General features: G+C 61.4%; 15 protein-coding genes and 1 pseudogene. 8 read left to right on the forward strand and 8 right to left on the reverse strand.

Annotated elements, in window-relative coordinates; genetic code table 11:
• Positions 1–50 precede the first annotated feature (50 nt).
• Both QLG10_RS08385 and QLG10_RS08390 read right to left on the reverse strand, forming a co-directional pair.
• Positions 51–1,373 (reverse strand): hypothetical protein, encoded by a 1,323-nt coding sequence (locus tag QLG10_RS08385; protein WP_282486765.1) that lies wholly within the window; start codon positions 1,371–1,373, stop codon positions 51–53.
• Positions 1,374–1,579: 206 nt separating this feature from the next.
• On the reverse strand, positions 1,580–2,296 hold the full coding sequence (locus QLG10_RS08390; RefSeq protein ID WP_110750627.1) for a glycosyltransferase family 25 protein: 717 nt from the start codon (positions 2,294–2,296) through the stop codon (positions 1,580–1,582).
• A gap of 258 nt (positions 2,297–2,554) precedes the next feature.
• On the opposite strand from QLG10_RS08390, the gene QLG10_RS08395 reads away from it, so the two are divergent.
• Positions 2,555–2,944: a c-type cytochrome gene (locus QLG10_RS08395; protein ID WP_110750625.1), complete on the forward strand. Its 390-nt coding sequence runs from the start codon at positions 2,555–2,557 to the stop codon at positions 2,942–2,944.
• A 52-nt stretch (positions 2,945–2,996) separates the two neighbouring features.
• A complete protein-coding gene (locus QLG10_RS08400) occupies positions 2,997–4,487 on the forward strand; it encodes an aldehyde dehydrogenase family protein (protein WP_282486768.1) in 1,491 nt (496 codons plus the stop codon).
• Positions 4,488–4,600: 113 nt separating this feature from the next.
• Here the strand turns inward: QLG10_RS08400 and QLG10_RS08405 are convergent, their stop codons facing one another.
• From QLG10_RS08405 to QLG10_RS08415, 3 genes are all read right to left on the reverse strand, one after another.
• Entirely contained in the window at positions 4,601–6,982 is a 2,382-nt protein-coding gene (locus QLG10_RS08405) for a DUF3772 domain-containing protein (RefSeq protein WP_282486769.1), read from the reverse strand.
• A gap of 110 nt (positions 6,983–7,092) precedes the next feature.
• Entirely contained in the window at positions 7,093–7,581 is a 489-nt protein-coding gene (locus tag QLG10_RS08410) for a DUF6644 family protein (protein ID WP_282486771.1), read from the reverse strand.
• Positions 7,581–7,931, reverse strand: a complete 351-nt coding sequence (locus tag QLG10_RS08415; protein ID WP_282486773.1) for a DUF6152 family protein — start codon at positions 7,929–7,931, stop codon at positions 7,581–7,583. The genes QLG10_RS08410 and QLG10_RS08415 overlap by 1 nt, the downstream gene beginning before the upstream one ends.
• A gap of 203 nt (positions 7,932–8,134) precedes the next feature.
• Between QLG10_RS08415 and QLG10_RS08420 the strand changes: the two genes are divergently transcribed.
• From QLG10_RS08420 to QLG10_RS08430, 3 genes are read left to right on the forward strand one after another with little or no spacing between them, the layout of a single operon-like run.
• Positions 8,135–9,100 (forward strand): tripartite tricarboxylate transporter substrate-binding protein, encoded by a 966-nt coding sequence (locus QLG10_RS08420; RefSeq protein ID WP_282486775.1) that lies wholly within the window; start codon positions 8,135–8,137, stop codon positions 9,098–9,100.
• A gap of 1 nt (position 9,101) precedes the next feature.
• Positions 9,102–9,587, forward strand: a complete 486-nt coding sequence (locus tag QLG10_RS08425) for a tripartite tricarboxylate transporter TctB family protein (RefSeq protein WP_282486777.1) — start codon at positions 9,102–9,104, stop codon at positions 9,585–9,587.
• An 18-nt stretch (positions 9,588–9,605) separates the two neighbouring features.
• Positions 9,606–11,114 (forward strand): tripartite tricarboxylate transporter permease, encoded by a 1,509-nt coding sequence (locus QLG10_RS08430; protein WP_282486779.1) that lies wholly within the window; start codon positions 9,606–9,608, stop codon positions 11,112–11,114.
• A gap of 14 nt (positions 11,115–11,128) precedes the next feature.
• Here QLG10_RS08430 and QLG10_RS08435 read toward each other — a convergent pair.
• The 3 genes and pseudogenes from QLG10_RS08435 to QLG10_RS08445 form a co-directional block, all read right to left on the reverse strand.
• Positions 11,129–11,206 (reverse strand): annotated as a pseudogene (locus tag QLG10_RS08435) (outer membrane lipoprotein carrier protein LolA); the annotation flags it as partial.
• 46 nt (positions 11,207–11,252) lie between these two features.
• Positions 11,253–11,504: a glutaredoxin 3 gene (gene grxC, locus QLG10_RS08440; RefSeq protein ID WP_282486781.1), complete on the reverse strand. Its 252-nt coding sequence runs from the start codon at positions 11,502–11,504 to the stop codon at positions 11,253–11,255.
• Positions 11,505–11,531: 27 nt separating this feature from the next.
• Positions 11,532–12,050: a carboxymuconolactone decarboxylase family protein gene (locus QLG10_RS08445; RefSeq protein WP_110750607.1), complete on the reverse strand. Its 519-nt coding sequence runs from the start codon at positions 12,048–12,050 to the stop codon at positions 11,532–11,534.
• 131 nt (positions 12,051–12,181) lie between these two features.
• Here QLG10_RS08445 and QLG10_RS08450 point away from each other — a divergent pair, with 131 nt between their 5' ends.
• The 3 genes from QLG10_RS08450 to QLG10_RS08460 all read left to right on the forward strand — a co-directional run bounded on the left by QLG10_RS08450 (position 12,182) and on the right by QLG10_RS08460 (position 16,421).
• On the forward strand, positions 12,182–12,994 hold the full coding sequence (locus QLG10_RS08450; protein ID WP_188265446.1) for an AraC family transcriptional regulator: 813 nt from the start codon (positions 12,182–12,184) through the stop codon (positions 12,992–12,994).
• Positions 12,995–13,132: 138 nt separating this feature from the next.
• Positions 13,133–15,943 carry an amino acid adenylation domain-containing protein gene (locus QLG10_RS08455; RefSeq protein ID WP_282486783.1) on the forward strand — a complete coding sequence of 937 codons (2,811 nt, stop codon included), beginning with the start codon at positions 13,133–13,135 and terminating at the stop codon, positions 15,941–15,943.
• 97 nt (positions 15,944–16,040) lie between these two features.
• Positions 16,041–16,421, forward strand: a complete 381-nt coding sequence (locus QLG10_RS08460) for a RidA family protein (RefSeq protein ID WP_033044524.1) — start codon at positions 16,041–16,043, stop codon at positions 16,419–16,421.
• The last annotated feature ends 276 nt before the right edge of the window (positions 16,422–16,697 follow it).

Genomic DNA, 16,697 nt, shown 5'->3' on the forward strand with positions numbered 1-16,697 from the left:
AAAAGCCTTTTTCCGCGGGGGCAGCGGATGCGCCACTGCCCCGGCATGACTTAGAAAGCGCTGGCGAAAATCACCTGGCTGTAGAGGTTCTTGTCGTTGTTGCCCAGCTGCGTGCCACCCTGGTCGGCGCTCTTGTCCGGCTGGAACAGCCCGATCAGCGGCATCACCGTGAGGTGGTCGTTGAGGTGCCATTCGGCGTACAGGTCGACTTCGTGGCCGTCGGTGTTGCCCAGGTCGCGGTCGATGGTGTCGAAGTTGAAGTACATCGCGCCGACGGTCAGGTTCTCCAGGGGCGAGACGGTGAACTTGAGTTGCTGGATGCGTGAGTTGGTGTTGAACGGGCCGGCATAGTTGCCTGCCACTTCACCCTGGAACCAGGTGCCGAAGCCGCGGCTGAAGCCGTAGAACAATGTGTCGTAGCCTTCCGAGAATCGGCTGTAGCGGTAGCCGGCATACGGCGTCCAGGGTGCCTCGGAAAAGGTCCAGCCGGCTTCCAGGTACCAGGCGTCTTCGGTGGCGGTGTGGGGTTTGTCCTGCTTGGCGTATTCACCGGAAAGGAACAGGTCCTTGACCCCGGCGTTGCCGGTGGCGCGCAGGCTGTAGGTCTTCATGCCATCGCGCTCGAGTTGCACGGGGGAGGCGTACTGCTCGTCGATGTCGGTGGTGTCGATGTAGGTCAGGCCGACGGTACCGGCCTCGGACACGTGCTCCAGGGTGCCGACGTACATTTCGGTCTTGGCCTGGGCGCGGTTGTTGGATTTCAACCACATCAGGTCACTGCGCCAGCCTTCCTTGCCGCCGATACGCAGCACCGCGGTCTCATCGAAGGCCTTGCGCGCCGCCAGCCAGTAGGCGCCACCGCGATTGAACTCGCCGTCGGCCAGGCCCTTGCCCAGGTTCAGCGCGTCGCCGTTGATCAGGAAACCGTCGCCGACCACGATGTTCTGGCGGCCGAAAGACAGGTCGATGCCGTCCGCACCCAGCACGGGAAACAGATCGCTCGAGCGCCAGCCGAGGTAGGCGTCTTCGAACTTGGTGGTGCGTTCCGAACCGTCGGTGAAGCCGGCGGCATCACCGTCGCCCCAGGTGCCGGAGCTGAGCAGGTTGGCCGCGCCGTAGGCGGTGCCGACCCCCGCCAGGCTCTGGTCGAAACTCAGGCCGTACTTGATGTAGCCCTCGCGCCAGGACGACGAACCTTCATCGAGACGACCCGACAGGGCGTAGTTTTCCTGGCTGTGGAAGACGCCGAAAACCGCTTCCAGGGTGGCGTTCAGATGACTGTCGTCACTGGCGTAGAGTTCGTAGGCGCTCGCCTGGCCGGCACTGATCAGCAGCGCCAGGGTCGAGAGGCGAAGCAAGGGGGACTTGAGCATGGTGTGGCATCCGTTCTTGTTCTTGAGCGCAGGGTTGCGGTCCTTCCAGATACTAATGCCGGGATTTTTTGCGCCTTGTTGCCACGGTGCCAAAGAGTTGGTTGTGCTTGCCAGATTGCACGGCGGGGTGACAGTGCACACCTGGGTGCACTGATTGAGAGGGGCGTGTGGGATTTTTTCCAGCTAGAGAGAGGCGGGGCGGGACACTATCGAATTCTTCTCAGGTTCATGGCCTTCAACTTCCTGAGCATGCCCATGACATCGCGCAGGACAGGCGTCCTGTCGAACAAGGACAGCGCATGCAAGTCCGTGCGCGAGGGCCTTTGGTAGCCCAGGTTCCAGGTGAAATAGTAGGCCTGAACGTCTTTGTTCGAATGAATAAGCGTATTGAGGGCGGCGTCATAGTGCATCGGCCCACCGTCTGGATGGCCTGGCGGGCGCTCCAGGATCTGCAGCAGGAAATCGCGCAACCGGGTAATGCATTTACCGTTTACCGCATAGAAATGCGACAAGTGTATGGGCTGGTCGACCGCTTTCCAGGTGGGCGAGCTTGAGTCGCCTTCGAACGGATGGCCAAAGTAGGCGATGTCCCACTCCATGCCTTGCAGGGACTCGATGGCCTGTTTTCCATAGTGGGAAATGCGTTTGGAAAACTGTATGTCATCCTCCAGGATCAATATGTTTTTCACGTTCAGGCGTATCGCCTCTTCCAGAATCCCCAGGTGACTCATGAAGCAGCCCCTGGCGCCGATACTTGGAAATCCGTTGTCTTCACTGGGCGTCACCGCCTGGAAAAAGCTGACTTTTTCGTGATCAAAGGGAAAGCCGTTGCGCGCGAATTCTTGTACCGTTTCTACGCGGCGATCCTTTCTTGACGCGATGTTGATGATTCTGGCTCGATCGAAATAGTCGGTCACATTCATCCAGCAGTTCCTCAGCGCAGGTAATCAGGGCGGCTGGATTGCAGTATAGGCAGAACTTTGGATCAGGCTTTGCTATCGCTGATCGCACCCACCCGGCACTTTGGCAGAACCGCCAACACAACTGGCAGGCAGGGCAAAACCTGCTAGCCGGCGACCACCGACAATCGCTCTCAACCTGCCGAAGCCCATTGCCTCGGCACTTTCAGTGTTGGCGTTCGCTTTGCCAGCGAATGCGTGGATTTTCAAGGTCGTTTTCTTATGTTCACCACCCTGCGTTTGTCCCTCGTTGCTGTGTTGTCCGTCACTCTGGCGCAGGCTGCTATTGCCGCCGATTGCGCACCGCTGCAGCAGCGTGGCGCCGAAGTGTTCGCCAATGAATGCGGGGTGTGCCATGCGGTGAGCAAAGGCACGACGGGCATGATGGGGCCGAACCTGGCAGGCGTGGTGGGGCGCAAGTCCGGCTCGCTGGAAGGCTTCAACTACTCGCAAGCCATGCGCAACAAGAACATCGACTGGCAAGCCGAGAACATCGCGCAACTGATCACGCAACCCCAGGCCTATGTGCCTGGCACCTACATGCCCTACATGGGCATGGCCTCGGCGGATGATCGCCAGGCGGTGGTGTGCTTCCTCAAAGAACAACACTAATTGACGCTTTCGCCGGCAAGCCGGCTCGTCCATCTGAATTGAAAGGTGATTCATGAGCAACGTTGAAATCCTGCCGCAGGTTGCTGCATTCCTCGATCGCCAACACGGCTGCTTTATCGATGGCCAGTGGGTGTTTGCCGAAGGTCAGAAGATTACCGTGGTCAACCCGGCCACCGGGCAAACCCTGTGCGAAACCCTCGACGCACCCCTGGAGATCGTCGAGCGCGCCGTGCAATCGTCGCACCGGGCTTTCAAGTCCGGCGTGTGGTCGGGCCTGCGTCCAGCGGACCGCGAGCGCATCCTGCTGAACTTCACCCGCCTGGTGGAGGAGCATGCCGAAGAGCTGGCGCAGCTGGAAACCCTGAGCCAGGGCAAGTCGATCAACATGGCCCGCGCGCTGGACCTGAACGCCACGGTGGAGTTCATGCGCTACATGTCCGGCTGGGCGACCAAGATCGAAGGGCAGACCTTCGATGTGTCGATCCCGCTGCCGCCGGGCGCCAAGTTCACCGCGTTCACCAAGCGTGAGCCGGTGGGCGTCGTGGTGGGTATCGTGCCGTGGAACTTCCCGCTGCTGATCGCCGCTTGGAAACTGATGCCGGCGCTGGCCACCGGTTGCACGGTGATCATCAAGCCGGCGATGGAAACCCCATTGACCGCCATGCGCCTGGCCGAACTGGCCCTCGAAGCGGGCATTCCGGCGGGTGTGTTCAACGTGGTGACCGGCGGCGGTGCCTCCGTCGGCGGCGTGCTGACCGCGCACCCGCTGGTGAGCAAGGTGTCGTTCACCGGGTCCACCGCCGTGGGCAAGAGCGTCGGCGTGGCGTGCATGGAAAACATGACACGTTTCTCCCTGGAGCTGGGCGGCAAGAACCCGATGATCGTGCTCGCCGATGCCGACATCGAAAAAGCCGTGCAGGGTGCGATCCTCGGTGGCTTGCTGAACAATGGCCAGGTGTGCGCGGCGGCTTCGCGCTTCTACGTGCATCGCTCGATCCACGACAAGTTCGTCGAAGCCCTGGCGGCGGCGGTCTCGGCGATGCCGATTGGCGCGGGCATGAACTGCGAGGCGGCGATCAACCCACTGGTGTCGCGCAAGCAACAGCAGAGCGTGCTCAAGCACATTGAGCTGGCCCGCCAGGAAGGTGCGCGGGTGGTGGCGGGCGGCGAGTTGCTGGAAGGCGAGGGTTTCTTTGTTCAGCCGACCATCCTCGCCGACATCGACCACAGCATGGCCGTGGCGCGCGAGGAGGTGTTCGGCCCGGTGCTGGGCGTAATGCCGTTCGACGATGAAGATGCCGTCATCGCGCTGGCCAACGACAACCGCTACGGGCTGGCCGCCAGCCTGTGGACCAACGACCTGGGCAAGGCCATGAACCTGGTGCCGCGCATCGAAGCCGGTACGGTGTGGGTCAACGCCCACGTATTGCTCGACCCGGCGATGCCGTTCGGTGGCGTCAAGCAATCGGGCATGGGCCGCGAGTTCGGGCGTGCGGTGATCGAGGCTTATACCGAGCTGAAATCGGTGTGCATCGCTCACTGATCAACCCGTAGGAGCTGACGAGTGAAACGAGGCTGCGATCTTTTGATTGTTAAATGCAAAATCAAAAGATCGCAGCCTCGTTTCACTCGGCAGCTCCTACAAAGGCATTCGCGTTACGCTGTTGGCGGTTTCGCCAGCTCTATCCCGGCGGCACTCAGCCGCTTGAGAATCTCGAACAACAGCTCGCTCTTGATCGCGGTGACCATGCGCGGGCTGTTGACGTAACCGGTAACGGTCAGGGTAATGCCTTCCGGCTTGAGTTGGCTGAAGCGCACCACCGGCGCCGGCTTTTCCAGAATGGTCTCGTGCTCGCTGAAGGTCTCGTACAGCAGGTTGCGCACTTGCTCGGGGTCGATGTCCAGCGGGAACATCAATTCCAGTGTTGCCACCCCCTGGGCGCTGCCGCCCAGGGTGACGTTGCGCAGGTTCTGCGAGATCAATTGCGAGTTGGGCACGATCACGATCGAACGGTCGGCCAGCTGTATTTCGGTGGCGCGCACGTTGATCCGGCGGATGTCGCCTTCGACCCCGCTGATGCTGATCAGGTCGCCGACTTTCACCGGGCGTTCGGTCAAGAGGATGATGCCGGAGACAAAGTTCTTCACGATCTCCTGCAGGCCGAAACCGATCCCCACCGACAGGGCGCTGACGATCCAGGCCAGGTTGGTCCACTTGACGCCCAGAGAGGACAGGGTCAACAGGAGCACCAAGGCATAGCCGATGTTGGAGAACAGCGTGCTCAGCGAGGCGCACATGCCTGGGTCCATTTCGGTTTTGGGCAGCAGCTCATCGTCCAGCCAGCGCCGCAGCGAGCGAACCAGGTAGAGGCCGATGACCACGGCGAGCACGGCATGCAACAGGTTGGCCGGGACGATGTTCAGTTTGCGCAGGCCGTCGCCGCCGAGCATGGCGAGGATGTTGGTGGCCAATTGTTCGAGCGTCGAGCCGATCCCGCCCACCATCAAGGTGATCAGCGCTATCAGCAACAGGGCGGCGCGACCGGCGCCGGACAGGATGACCGAAATCTGTTCCAGACGCGTATCGCCAATGCCCAGCAGCTGCTTGAGGGTCTTGCCGGTGGAATGGCGGGGGGAAAACAGGTGTTCGCAGCTGTCCTTGAACAGCTGGGTCAGCAGATAGAAGCCGGCGAATATGATGAAAAACCACACCAGTTCGTAGGTGATGAACCGCGAGAGCGATATGTAGCCGGTGAGCAGGGCCAGGAGGGAAATCGCGATCGCGATGCTGGCGAAGGCATAGATCACCCCGGCCAACGTCCGCCCGGCTTCGGGGGCAATGCCCGCCGCAACCATGTCCCGGCGGGTTTTGTTAACGCGTAACAGCAGCATGGCGATCATGGCCGAGACGATCAGTGCGACCAGGCCACGGACCGAGATCACCAGCCCTGGGGTCATGCCGGTGACATTGGTTATCTGCGCCAGCGACACCAGCACAAGCAATGCCAGGGCCAGGCGTGTGGGGTAGGGCTTGATCGCCAGGGCGAGCGGATCGGCAAAGGCTGGCAGGCGCCATGAAGGGTGCTGCGTGGATAGCAGTGCGCGACTCAGGCCGGTAATCAGCACGCAGGTATAGACGATCTTTTCGAAATCCTGGGAAAACCCGGCGAGTTGCGGCGTCAGGGGCAGCTCGCGGGTGACGGTAAAGAACAGCAACTGCAGGGCGATCCAGGCAGACAGGACCGTGGCCACCACCGAGGACAGCGCAAGGGTGCTGCGTCGCAGGCGTCCTTCCGGCATCCGGTGAATACACAACCAGGTCAGCCCGCGCTCGGCCACCCGCCGACCGAAGATCCAGAAAACCAGGGCCATGACGAGTAACAAGCTGGTCAACAGGCGTTCGCCCGGTCGCCAGGTGGCGCCAAGCGTGGCGCCGATCTGTTGGAGGAATGCGTTGAATTTTTGCCGGTCATGCTCTGGCGGATTGAACAACGTGGCCCAGAACCAGGGATTGAGCACGCTGCGGGTCCGCTGGGTCACTTCGGTTTCCAGCAAGCTGCGGCGAATGGCGGCAATCTGGATCAGCAGTTCGGCGGCGCTGGCCTTGAGGGTGGCCAGGGTATTGAGCCTGGAGTCGACGCGGTTCTTTTGCTCGTTGAGGGCTATTCGCTGATTGGCAATTTCGGCTTTCTCGGGCCCTACATCGGCCAAAGGCGTCGGCCCCAGTACACCCAGTTGCGCCTGCAACTGAGTCTGTTCGGGCAATAACAGCGCCGTGAGCCGGTCAATTTCGCGGATCAGCGCCTGAACCAGATCCTGCGGGCCCTCCAGTTGACTGTAGTTGGTGGCCAGGGAGACCTGCTGCTTTAGATTGCCGAGTTGGCCCATCAGCGCGTCCAGATCACTTTCGGAAACGCTGGCGGAGGCAGGTGTTGCAGATGCGGAAGGAGGTTGCAGCGGTTGGGCCGCCGACAGCTTTGCGGCGTTCGGCCCGAACAGTAAAGCGATGAGAATCAGCAAACTCAAGGCATGGCGCATCGGAGTGCTCGACTGGTTGTGTGTCACTCAGCCTTTGAGGTTAGGTCATGACTCAGGTTGTCGAGGCTTTTTTGATCAGACGTGCAACGGTGCAGAACCAGCGCGATCCTTCAGGTATAGGCCAGCAACCGGCCGCAGAGGATCACGCTGACCCAGAGCGCGATCGAGAACAATGCCTGCAGTTTGGCCACGGCCGGTGCCGGGTCGCCGGCATCCCACGCCGTCACGGAACGGTAGACGCCAAGATGGAATAGCACGGCGTTCAGACCCGCCGTGGCAATCAGGCACAGCTTGAGAATGAATATGTCATTGGAAGCGAAGTCGTGAGGATGGGCGCTGAACATCATCAGCCCGGCCGGAACGACCAACAGCAATGCCGCAACCGACCATGGCAGGAGATGGCGGGCCAGGGCCGTCACCTGGATATTGTGCGATACGCCAAGCACCCGCAGGTCGAACATCACCACCGAACCGACCAGTATCGCGAAGCCGAGGATGTGCACCACCTCCACCAGCGGATACAGCCACAAGTCACCGCGCATGGCTGAGCCAAGCGACGAGTCATTGAGCCAGTCCAGCCAGCCCCGATTGCCTTCCATCAGCGCAACTCGATGGTCTTGTCGCCGATCGTGATGCGTTCTGCGCGTAATTCATCGGGTTTGTTGCGGTTCTGGTAACCGACCACGCTGGCTTGGGTGCCGACCGCCAGCAGGTCCTTCGGCAGCCCTCGGTTTTCCATGCGCGAGGGCGGTGCGAGCACCACATTCCAGGTCTTGTCAGCCGTCTTGAGGTTGATGAAACCGTGGGGGTGGGAGTAACCGGACGCTTCTATGGTGCCGCTCAGTTGCAAGGGTTTGCTGGCGTCATACTCGCTCCAGCCGTGATGGGCGGATGCCGCAGTGGCCGCCAACAACAATGCCACGCCAACGCCCTTGAGCATGTAGTTCATGACAGGTTCTCCAGTTGCCGAGGTCGCGGGTCGATGTTTCTCAGGATAGTTGGCGCATTTTGGGCACTGGATCACCCCCCGACCAAAAGAATGTTTCAGTCTGTGACGCAGGCTCGCCAGGCTCGACAGGCCCTGGTCGCAACCATGTTCTACGCTTACTCGCAGATGACACCTATAAAAACAATGCTGAAGGGAGAGACACCATGTCCGCTTTGCTTCGTCGCGTCGGCCATTGCCTGGCTGCGGGCCTTGTCGCTGTAGCAATCGCCACCCCCGCGCAGGCGCTGGATACCGTCAAATTCATGGCCCCCGGTTCCGTGGGCGGCGGTTATGACCAGACGGCGCGGGTGCTCGGCAAAGCCCTGATCGAGGCCAACGTTGCCAAATCCGTCACGTTCGAGAACAAGGGGGGCGCGGGCGGTACGCTGGGCTTGGCGCAGTTTGCCAACAGCACCAAGGGCGACCCGAATGCGTTGCTGGTGGTCGGGGCGATCATGGTTGCGGGCATCGAGCAGAACAAACCGCAGATCAGCTTGAAGGACGTGACGCCGATCGCCCGTTTGTTCACCGAGTACAACGTGCTCGCGGTGCGCAAGGATTCGCCATACAAGACCCTCGATGACCTGATCAAGGACTTCAAGGCCAAGCCGACCAGCGTTACCTGGGGCGGTGGTTCCAAAGGTTCGATCGACCATATCGGCATCGCCGAACTGGCCGGCAAGCTGGATGTTCCGGTCAACAAGGTGAATTACATCGCCACCGGTGGTGGCGGTGAAATCGTTGCCCAGGCCCTGGGCGGCCAGATCAAGGTGATCACCGGCGGTTACGCCGAACTGGGTCAATACATCAAGAATGGCCAGTTCCGCGTGCTCGCCATCGGTGCCCCCGAGCGCGTGCCCGGGATCGATGCCCCCACCCTCAAGGAAAGTGGCTACGACGTGGTTATCGGCAACTGGCGGGGTGTCTATGGCGCCGCGGGCCTCACGCCCGAGCAGCGCAAGGAAGTGACTGACGCGGTGGTGGCCGCTTCCCGGAGCAAAGTCTGGCAGGACAACATCAAGACCAACGCCTGGACAGAGAGCGTGCTGACCGGTGACGATTTCGGCAAGTTCGTCGACGAAGAACACGTGCGGTTGCGCGCGATGCTGGTCAAGGTCGGGTTGCTTTGAAATGGCCGGATCGCGCAAAGGGGTGCCTGCCCAACTCGCCATCGGCATTGGCCTGATTGTCCTCAGCCTGGTGCTGGCGGTGGGTGCCTGGCGCTTTCCTCCTGAGATGGGCTTCGTGATTCTGCCGGCCTATGTCTACCCCTGGGTGGTCGCGGGGTTTCTGGGGGCGGTGGGCGTGTTGTTGAGTTATCAGGCGGTGAGTGGCGGTTTTCGCGAACTGGATAACCAACAAGCCCACACCGTGGCGGGCGGCAAGGCTGGTGCGGCCTGGGTCACCGCAGGGTTGATCGGTGTGGCCGTGCTGATCAACGTCATCGGTTTCGTGCTGGCGGCCGGGTTGCTGTTTGCCTGTTCGGCGCGGGGCTTTGGCAGTCGTCATCCGCTGCGCGACCTGGCCATCGGCATGGCCTTGACCCTGCCGATCTACTGGTTGTTCAACGCCGGGCTGGGGGTTTCCCTGCCGCCGCTGGTCAACGCCTGGATCTGATCCAAGGAGATCGACAGCATGGACATTCTCGCCAGCCTGGCGATGGGTTTTTCCGCGGCGCTGACGCCGATCAATCTGCTGTGGGGCTTCATCGGCTGCCTGCTGGGCACGGCCATTGGCGTACTGCCGGGCATCGGGCCGGCGCTGACGGTGGCCCTGCTGCTGCCGATCACCGCCAAGGTCGATCCCACCGGCGCCCTGATCATGTTCGCCGGGATCTACTACGGTGCGCAGTTCGGCGGCTCCACCACCTCGATCCTGCTCAATACGCCGGGTGAGTCCTCGTCCATGGTCACGGCGCTGGAAGGCAACCTCATGGCGCGCAATGGCCGGGCAGGGCCGGCGCTGGCCACGGCGGCCATCGGCTCCTTCGTTGCCGGCACCATTGCCACCGTCCTGTTGACCCTGTTCGCACCGGTGGTGGCCAGGCTGGCGCTGAATTTCGGGCCGACGGAATATTTCGCGATCCTGGTGCTGTCCTTCACCACGGTGTCGGCGGTGCTCGGTGCTTCCATGCTGCGTGGCTTTGCGTCACTGGGGATCGGATTGACCATCGGCCTGATCGGCCTCGACTCGACGTCGGGCATTGCCCGCTACACCCTCGGCGTTCCGGAACTGGTGGATGGCATCGAGGTGGTGCTGGTGGCGGTCGGCTTGTTTGCGGTGGGGGAGGCGCTGTACAGCCTGCTCTATCAGCAGGAGCAAGCCGAAGGGCGGCACCGCCTGACGTCGTTGTGGATGACCCGCGCCGACTGGAAACGCTCGGTGCCTGCGTGGCTGCGGGGCACGCTGATCGGTTTCCCGTTCGGCTCGATTCCGGCTGGCGGCGCGGAGATCCCGACCTTTCTGTCCTATTCCGCCGAACGCAAGCTGAGCAAATACCCGAAAGAGTTTTCGGCCAACAAAGGCGAGGGCGCCATCGAAGGCGTGGCCGGCCCGGAAGCGGCCAACAACGCGAGCGCCACCGGCTCGCTGGTGCCATTGCTGACCCTGGGCATCCCGACGTCCGCCACGGCGGCGATCCTGTTGGCGGCGTTCCAGAACTACAACCTGCAACCTGGGCCGATGCTCTTTGAAACCTCGGCCGACCTGGTCTGGACCCTGGTGGCTTCGCTGTACATCGGCAACGTCATCCTGCTGGTATTGAACCTGCCGTTGGTGGGCCTGTGGGTCAAGCTGCTGCAGATCCCCCGGCCTTACCTCAACGCCGGAATCCTGGTGTTCGCCACCATCGGCGTCTACGGCATGCGCCATTCTTCCTTCGACCTGCTGCTGATGCTGGCCATCGGTTGGGCTGGAGTGCTGATGCGGCGTTTCGACTTCCCGGTCGCGCCAGTGATCGTCGGCATGCTGCTCGGCCCGATGGCCGAGAAGCAGTTGCGCAATGCCTTGTCGATCAGCGAGGGCGACTGGACGATATTCCTGACCCAGCCCATTTCGGCGGCTTTCATGGCCCTGACGCTGTTGGTGCTGGTGGTGCCACCGCTGTTGCATGCACGTGGTATCAAGTTGCACGAGGATGACTGAGATGTCGGTCCCTCTGTAGGAGCGAGCATGCTCGCGAAAAACCTGAGAGCACCGCGGGGTGTCAGGCTCCCCGCGTCATCGTTGACGACCATCGTCGGAACGCCGCCCGGAGTATGCTCGCTCCCTACAATCAGAGGGTCAGGCCAGCATGGACATCAGGGCGCCCTGGCGCTCCAGTTTGGCCAGGTCGTCGAAGCCGCCGATGTGCATGTTGTCGAAGAAAATCTGCGGCACGCTGCGCCGGCCGCTGCGGCTGAGCATTTCTTCGAGTTTGCCAGGGGTGCGCTGAACGTCGATCTCCTGCGGTGTCACGCCTTTGCCGGCCAGCAGTGCCTTGGCGCTGCGGCAGTACGGGCAGGTGTCGGTGGTGTACAGGGTTACCGTCTTCATGAAATGTTTCCTCTGCAGCAGAAGGGTTCAGGCGCCGATAGCCGGAAAGTCGATCTCGGTCAGGGCGACGTTGTTCAGGTAGTTGGTCAGCGTTTGCGAAGCGACATGGGCGATCACTTCGATGATTTTCGCGTCATCGATCCCAGCGGCGCGGGCCGCGGCGATCTGCTCGCGGTTCAAGTGCCCACGACTCTCGGTGATTTGCCGGGCGAGCAGCGCGTAGGCATCTAGCTGGCCTTCACGGGCACTGAGGATCTCCTCGCTGGAAAGCCCTGCCTTGCCGGCAAACAGCGTGTGCGCCGCCAGGCAGTAGTCGCAGCCGTTGACCTGGGAGGTCGCGAGGAAGATCGCTTCCTTCTGCGTGGCGCTCAAGGACGTCTTGCCCAATGCCGCCGAATTCTGCAGGTAGGAGGCCAATACCGCGGGGGCGTGGGCCAAGACCCGGAACACGTTGGGCAGGAAGCCGATTTTTTTCTGCACACCGTCGAGCAATGGGCGGGTGGTGTCGGTGGCGTGTTCGAGGCTGAGAGGGGAAATGCGTGGCATGGTGATTCTCCGTAGTCGATGCGCGAGATGCGCTGGGTACGGAATGAATGCTAGAGAATTGACTTGGTGTATTGGGTGCAAATCGTCGAAGATATGCGACAGATCGTCCAAAACTGTTGCCTGAGGCCCTTATGGATCGCCTGTCCACCTTGCTTGCGCATTTCGGCGTCAATGCCGGGACCTTTCACAGCGGTACGTTTTGCGGCGCGACGGCGTTCGATGGCCACCAGGCCTGCGGACATTTGCATTTGCTCCAGGCGGGGGCGCTGTCCTTAAGGCTTGCGGACGACCGTGAGCTGCACATCACCGAACCGACGCTGATCTTTTTTCCCCGGCCGTATCGTCACCGCCTGCTGGCCACAGAGGACAGCGAGGCACAGCTGGTCTGCGCGTCCCTGGACTTCGACGGGGGCGCAGGCAACGCCCTGGCGACGGCTCTGCCGGATTACCTGGTGCTGACACTGGATGAAATCCCGACCCTGGCCAGCACGCTGCAATGGTTATTCAACGAAGCCTTCGACGGTACCTGTGGTCGCCAGGCGGTGATGGACCGGCTGTTCGAACTGGTGGTCATCCTGTTGTTGCGGCACATCCTCAACAGCGGCAGTCAGTCGCCGGGCATGATGGCCGGCCTGGCCGATCCCCGCCTGGCGCGCTCCTTGAGCCTCATGCACGAGTCGCCTGGCAAGGCCTGGAGCGTGGCCGAACTGTCGGTGGCGGCCAACATGTCCCGGGCCAGTTTCGCCGAGCACTTCAAGCGGGTGGTGGGGCAGGCCCCGGTGGATTACCTGGTGAGCTGGCGCATCAGCCTGGCGCAGAAACGCCTGCGTGAAGGCAAGCCCATTGCCTTGATCGCCGAAGAGGTCGGTTATGAAAGCCCGTCGGCGCTGGCCCGGGCTTTTCGCCGCAAGACCGGGGTCAGCCCGCGGCAATGGCGAGGCTAACGGCTCAGGGTTGGGCGCTTGTTGGTCGACGCACTGGCGGGCCACGACAGCTATGCTAGCGTCTTGGGGGGGAATTTCTCGTTTGCGAGTGTCCCGTCGTGTCTACGTCGTACAGACCATGGGGAGTCAACCAATAACATGCAGGATGCGCGCCCAAACCCGACGCTGGATCTGGAGTATTGTGTCGAACGTCCGATATTCGCGGACTTCCTGCAGCACGCTGGACGAACGCCCGATGCCGTGGCGGTGGTTTCTCATGACGCCACATGCAGTTACGGCGAACTGGAAGCGATAAGCCAACGCCTTGCGTGCTATTTGCTCGACCAGGGCGCGCGGCCATCCGACCGTGTGGTGATCGTCTCCGGTCGCTGTGCCGGCCTGGTCTACGCCATGCTCGGTGCCTCACGGGCCGGCTTGACATTCACCGTGGCGGACATGGCCTACCCCCGCGTGCGCATCGAACAGATCATCCAGACGCTGCAGCCGACCGTGGTCCTGGTCTGTGGCGAAGCGGCCTTCGAACTTGAACCCCAGCGTTCGTCCGTCGTACGCGTGGTCAATATTCCGGAAATGCCCGGCGACGCGCTGCAGGCGTTCGCCGTCGAGCCGAAGGACTTGCCCGAGGTCAACCCTGCAGACCCGGCCTATATCACCTTCACCTCCGGCAGTACCGGCGAGCCGAAGGGAATTGTCACCCATCACGCGCCCCTGGTGCATTTCATCGAGTGGCACAGCCAGCGTCATGGGTTGACCAAAGACAGTTGTTTTTCCCTGCTGTCGGGGCTGGGCCACGACCCGGTCTACAGGGACGTGTTCACGCCGCTTTCCATTGGCGCCAAAGTGGTCATCCCGGCCCAGTCGACCGTGATCGATCCAGCGGCATTGGCCAGGTGGATACACCATCATGGGATCTCCATCATTCATCTCACGCCGCCTTTGGGCAAACTCATTGAAACCGGGGCGAAGATCAGTGGCTTGCAGTTCAATGAGTTGCGCTATCTGTTTTGGGGCGGGGATGCCTTGAGCAACACCCTTTACGAACAAATACGCACCATCGCGCCCAACGCCGTCAGCGTCAACTTCTATGGCACGACCGAAACGCCGCAGGCAATGGCTTACCATCAACTCGATCCCGCGCTAGACAATGCCAGGATCCCGCTGGGCAAAGGCATCGAGGGTGCGCAACTGTTGCTGGTCAATGAAGCCAATCAGTTGGTCGGCGAGGGCGAAGTCGGAGAAATCCTGATACGCAGCCCTTATCTGTCCCTGGGGTACTACGGTGATGCAGCGCTGACCCGGGAAAAGTTCGTGGTCAATCCCTTCACCCATGCCGAGGGTGATATCTGCTATCGAACCGGCGACCTGGGCACTTATCTTGCCGATGGCAGTGTCATGTTCCGGGGGCGTGGCGATAGCCAGGTCAAGATTCGCGGCCATCGCATCGAACTCGCTGAAATCGAAGGCTCGATCTCCAGGCATCCGCGGATCAAACAATGCGTGGTGCTGGCCGATCACGACCGTTCAAATGTGAAGCTGGTGGCCTGTTGTGTGTCAGCCGAGCCTGTTTCATCGGGCGAGTTGCGTGAGCATGTGGGGCGGCAGTTGCCCGACTACATGGTGCCGGCGTTGTTCGTGTTCGTGGAGAGGATTCCACTGACGCCGAACGGCAAGATCGATAGGCGGGCGTTGCAGCTGCTTGTCGATAACCAGGCGACGCCGGTCAATGCCAGCCAGGACCTGTCGCCGCTGGCGCTGAGGTTGACCCAGGCCTGGGCCGAAATTCTTGAAGTGCCGCGCATCGATCCAGACTTGACGTTCGTGGAGCTGGGTGGGGATTCGCTCTCGTTCGTCCAGGCTTCGATGGTGCTCGAAGAGCTCATCGGTCATCTGCCCGATCAATGGGAAATGATCCCGGTACTCGAGTTGTGTGAACTGGCCAGCGACACCAAGGCCTCGCGGTTTTCGATTCGGGCGATGGAAGTGCCGGTATTTTTGCGCGTGGTTTCCATCGTGTTGATTGTGATGGGGCATTTCCAGGTCGTTGAACATTGGCCGATGTTCGGCGAAACAATGGCCTTGTTCCTGGTTTCCGGGCTCAGCCTGGCAAGGTTTCAATTCAAGGCCATCAAGGAGTCCGGCAGCGTGCGCACGCTGGTCAAGTCCGTTGCCAGTATCGCGGTGCCCACGATCCTGTACACGGTGTTGGTGCAGGTGCTGTTCGACACGGTGCATTGGCAATCATTGCTGCTGATTTCCAATTGGTATTCGCCCTACCTGATCGGCAACTTCGTCTATTGGTACATCGAAGTACTGGTGCAGATGCTGCTGATCATCGGGTTCGTCCTGTCGTTCGAGCGCGTCAGGAACATCATCAGCGCCGACCCGTTTCGCTGTTTCGTCATAGCGACTTGCGTGTTGGCGTTGGCGGACGTGCTGATCAGTCGCTATGTGTTCGATGCAAGCGCGCTGTTCAATCGGGTGCCACAGCATTACCTGGCGATCATGGTGCTCGGAATGGCCATTCACAGTGCCAATTCCACCACCCAGAAGTGGATCGTCACGCTGGTTGCCATTGTGGTGGTGGGTTGCCAGGACATGCAGGCAATGCTGGGGTTTGGACCACTCGCTGCCGACGTCTGGAGCCATATCGATATCGCCGTGCCTGCCGCTCTCCTGGTGATCTGGGTCCGCGCCATTCCCGTGCCCGGCCTGATGGCGAGGGGCATGGCATTGATTGCCTCCTCGACGCTGTATATCTACCTGACGCACTTCCAGTTCCAGTCGGTGGCCCGGCGCATCGGCGATTATCCGCTGCTTGGGGTGGTTTTCGCTGTCGTCGGTGGCGTCGTGGTGGCTTATGCCTGGAACAAGGTCGTGCGCTGGGTAATGATGCGTGGCAACGGTGAGGGCAAGAAACGTCGCGCGGATAAAGTCGAGCGGGTGGCGTGAGGGTTCCGTAAACTGGCGGCGCAACAGGCGTTGCCGCATGAATGCCGCGGCTGACATGCTTGCGCCGCCGCCTTACCACCTCCAACAAGAGACCCCCATGGCTAACCAAGACCTGACCTTCGTTCCCGATCCCGATGCGGACTCCATCTCCTCCGACGTCGCCGGTTTCGCCGGCATGCTGGTCTCCACCCAGATTCCGACCCGTGCCGATGGCAGCCTTGAACTGGGCGACATCACCCTGCAAAGCGAGTGCACCCTGCAGGCGCTGAAAGTGGCCCTGGAGCGCGCCGGCAGTTCCATGGACCGCGTATTGCACTTGACCATCTACCTCACCGACATGGCCGACCGTGCCGCTTTCAACGAGGTCTACAAGCGTTTCTTCGCCAAGCCGTGGCCCGTGCGCGCGGCTGTGGGCGTGGCGTCGTTGGCGGTCGAGGGCATGCGGGTGGAAGTTACGGCGATGGCTGCGAAGGCCTGATCGCAATATCTTTTGCGTTTGCCTTTGTAGGAGCCAGCGGTGCGGCGGTCCGACTTGCCGGCGAAGAACGATAACGCGGTTTAATTGGGTACATATCCATTGCTGCGGTAACGGCCACCTATGGTTTCGCCCTTACGGCGACTCACTTTTTCAAACGCCGGAGTGCCGGCCCAGCAAAAAGGAACCAAAAGGCTTTGCCCCACCTCTCGGTGCCTCGCTGTGGCTCGGCATGCCAGAACGAAGGCATTGCTCCGTGGGTCGCCGCGATGGGCCATC

Origin of the sequence: Pseudomonas sp. V98_8, assembly GCF_029967975.1 — a bacterium.
Lineage (GTDB): Bacteria > Pseudomonadota > Gammaproteobacteria > Pseudomonadales > Pseudomonadaceae > Aquipseudomonas > Aquipseudomonas umsongensis.

Coding starts and splice junctions, on each gene's coding strand:
- QLG10_RS08385 (WP_282486765.1), bottom strand. CDS start 1,373: ATGCTCAAGTCCCCCTTGCTTCGCCTCTCGACCCTGGCGCTGCTGATC.
- QLG10_RS08410 (WP_282486771.1), bottom strand. CDS start 7,581: ATGGAAGGCAATCGGGGCTGGCTGGACTGGCTCAATGACTCGTCGCTT.
- QLG10_RS08390 (WP_110750627.1), bottom strand. CDS start 2,296: ATGAATGTGACCGACTATTTCGATCGAGCCAGAATCATCAACATCGCG.
- QLG10_RS08405 (WP_282486769.1), bottom strand. CDS start 6,982: ATGCGCCATGCCTTGAGTTTGCTGATTCTCATCGCTTTACTGTTCGGG.
- grxC (WP_282486781.1), bottom strand. CDS start 11,504: ATGAAGACGGTAACCCTGTACACCACCGACACCTGCCCGTACTGCCGC.
- QLG10_RS08400 (WP_282486768.1), top strand. CDS start 2,997: ATGAGCAACGTTGAAATCCTGCCGCAGGTTGCTGCATTCCTCGATCGC.
- QLG10_RS08455 (WP_282486783.1), top strand. CDS start 13,133: ATGCAGGATGCGCGCCCAAACCCGACGCTGGATCTGGAGTATTGTGTC.
- QLG10_RS08395 (WP_110750625.1), top strand. CDS start 2,555: ATGTTCACCACCCTGCGTTTGTCCCTCGTTGCTGTGTTGTCCGTCACT.
- QLG10_RS08445 (WP_110750607.1), bottom strand. CDS start 12,050: ATGCCACGCATTTCCCCTCTCAGCCTCGAACACGCCACCGACACCACC.
- QLG10_RS08415 (WP_282486773.1), bottom strand. CDS start 7,931: ATGAACTACATGCTCAAGGGCGTTGGCGTGGCATTGTTGTTGGCGGCC.
- QLG10_RS08425 (WP_282486777.1), top strand. CDS start 9,102: ATGGCCGGATCGCGCAAAGGGGTGCCTGCCCAACTCGCCATCGGCATT.
- QLG10_RS08420 (WP_282486775.1), top strand. CDS start 8,135: ATGTCCGCTTTGCTTCGTCGCGTCGGCCATTGCCTGGCTGCGGGCCTT.
- QLG10_RS08430 (WP_282486779.1), top strand. CDS start 9,606: ATGGACATTCTCGCCAGCCTGGCGATGGGTTTTTCCGCGGCGCTGACG.
- QLG10_RS08460 (WP_033044524.1), top strand. CDS start 16,041: ATGGCTAACCAAGACCTGACCTTCGTTCCCGATCCCGATGCGGACTCC.
- QLG10_RS08450 (WP_188265446.1), top strand. CDS start 12,182: ATGGATCGCCTGTCCACCTTGCTTGCGCATTTCGGCGTCAATGCCGGG.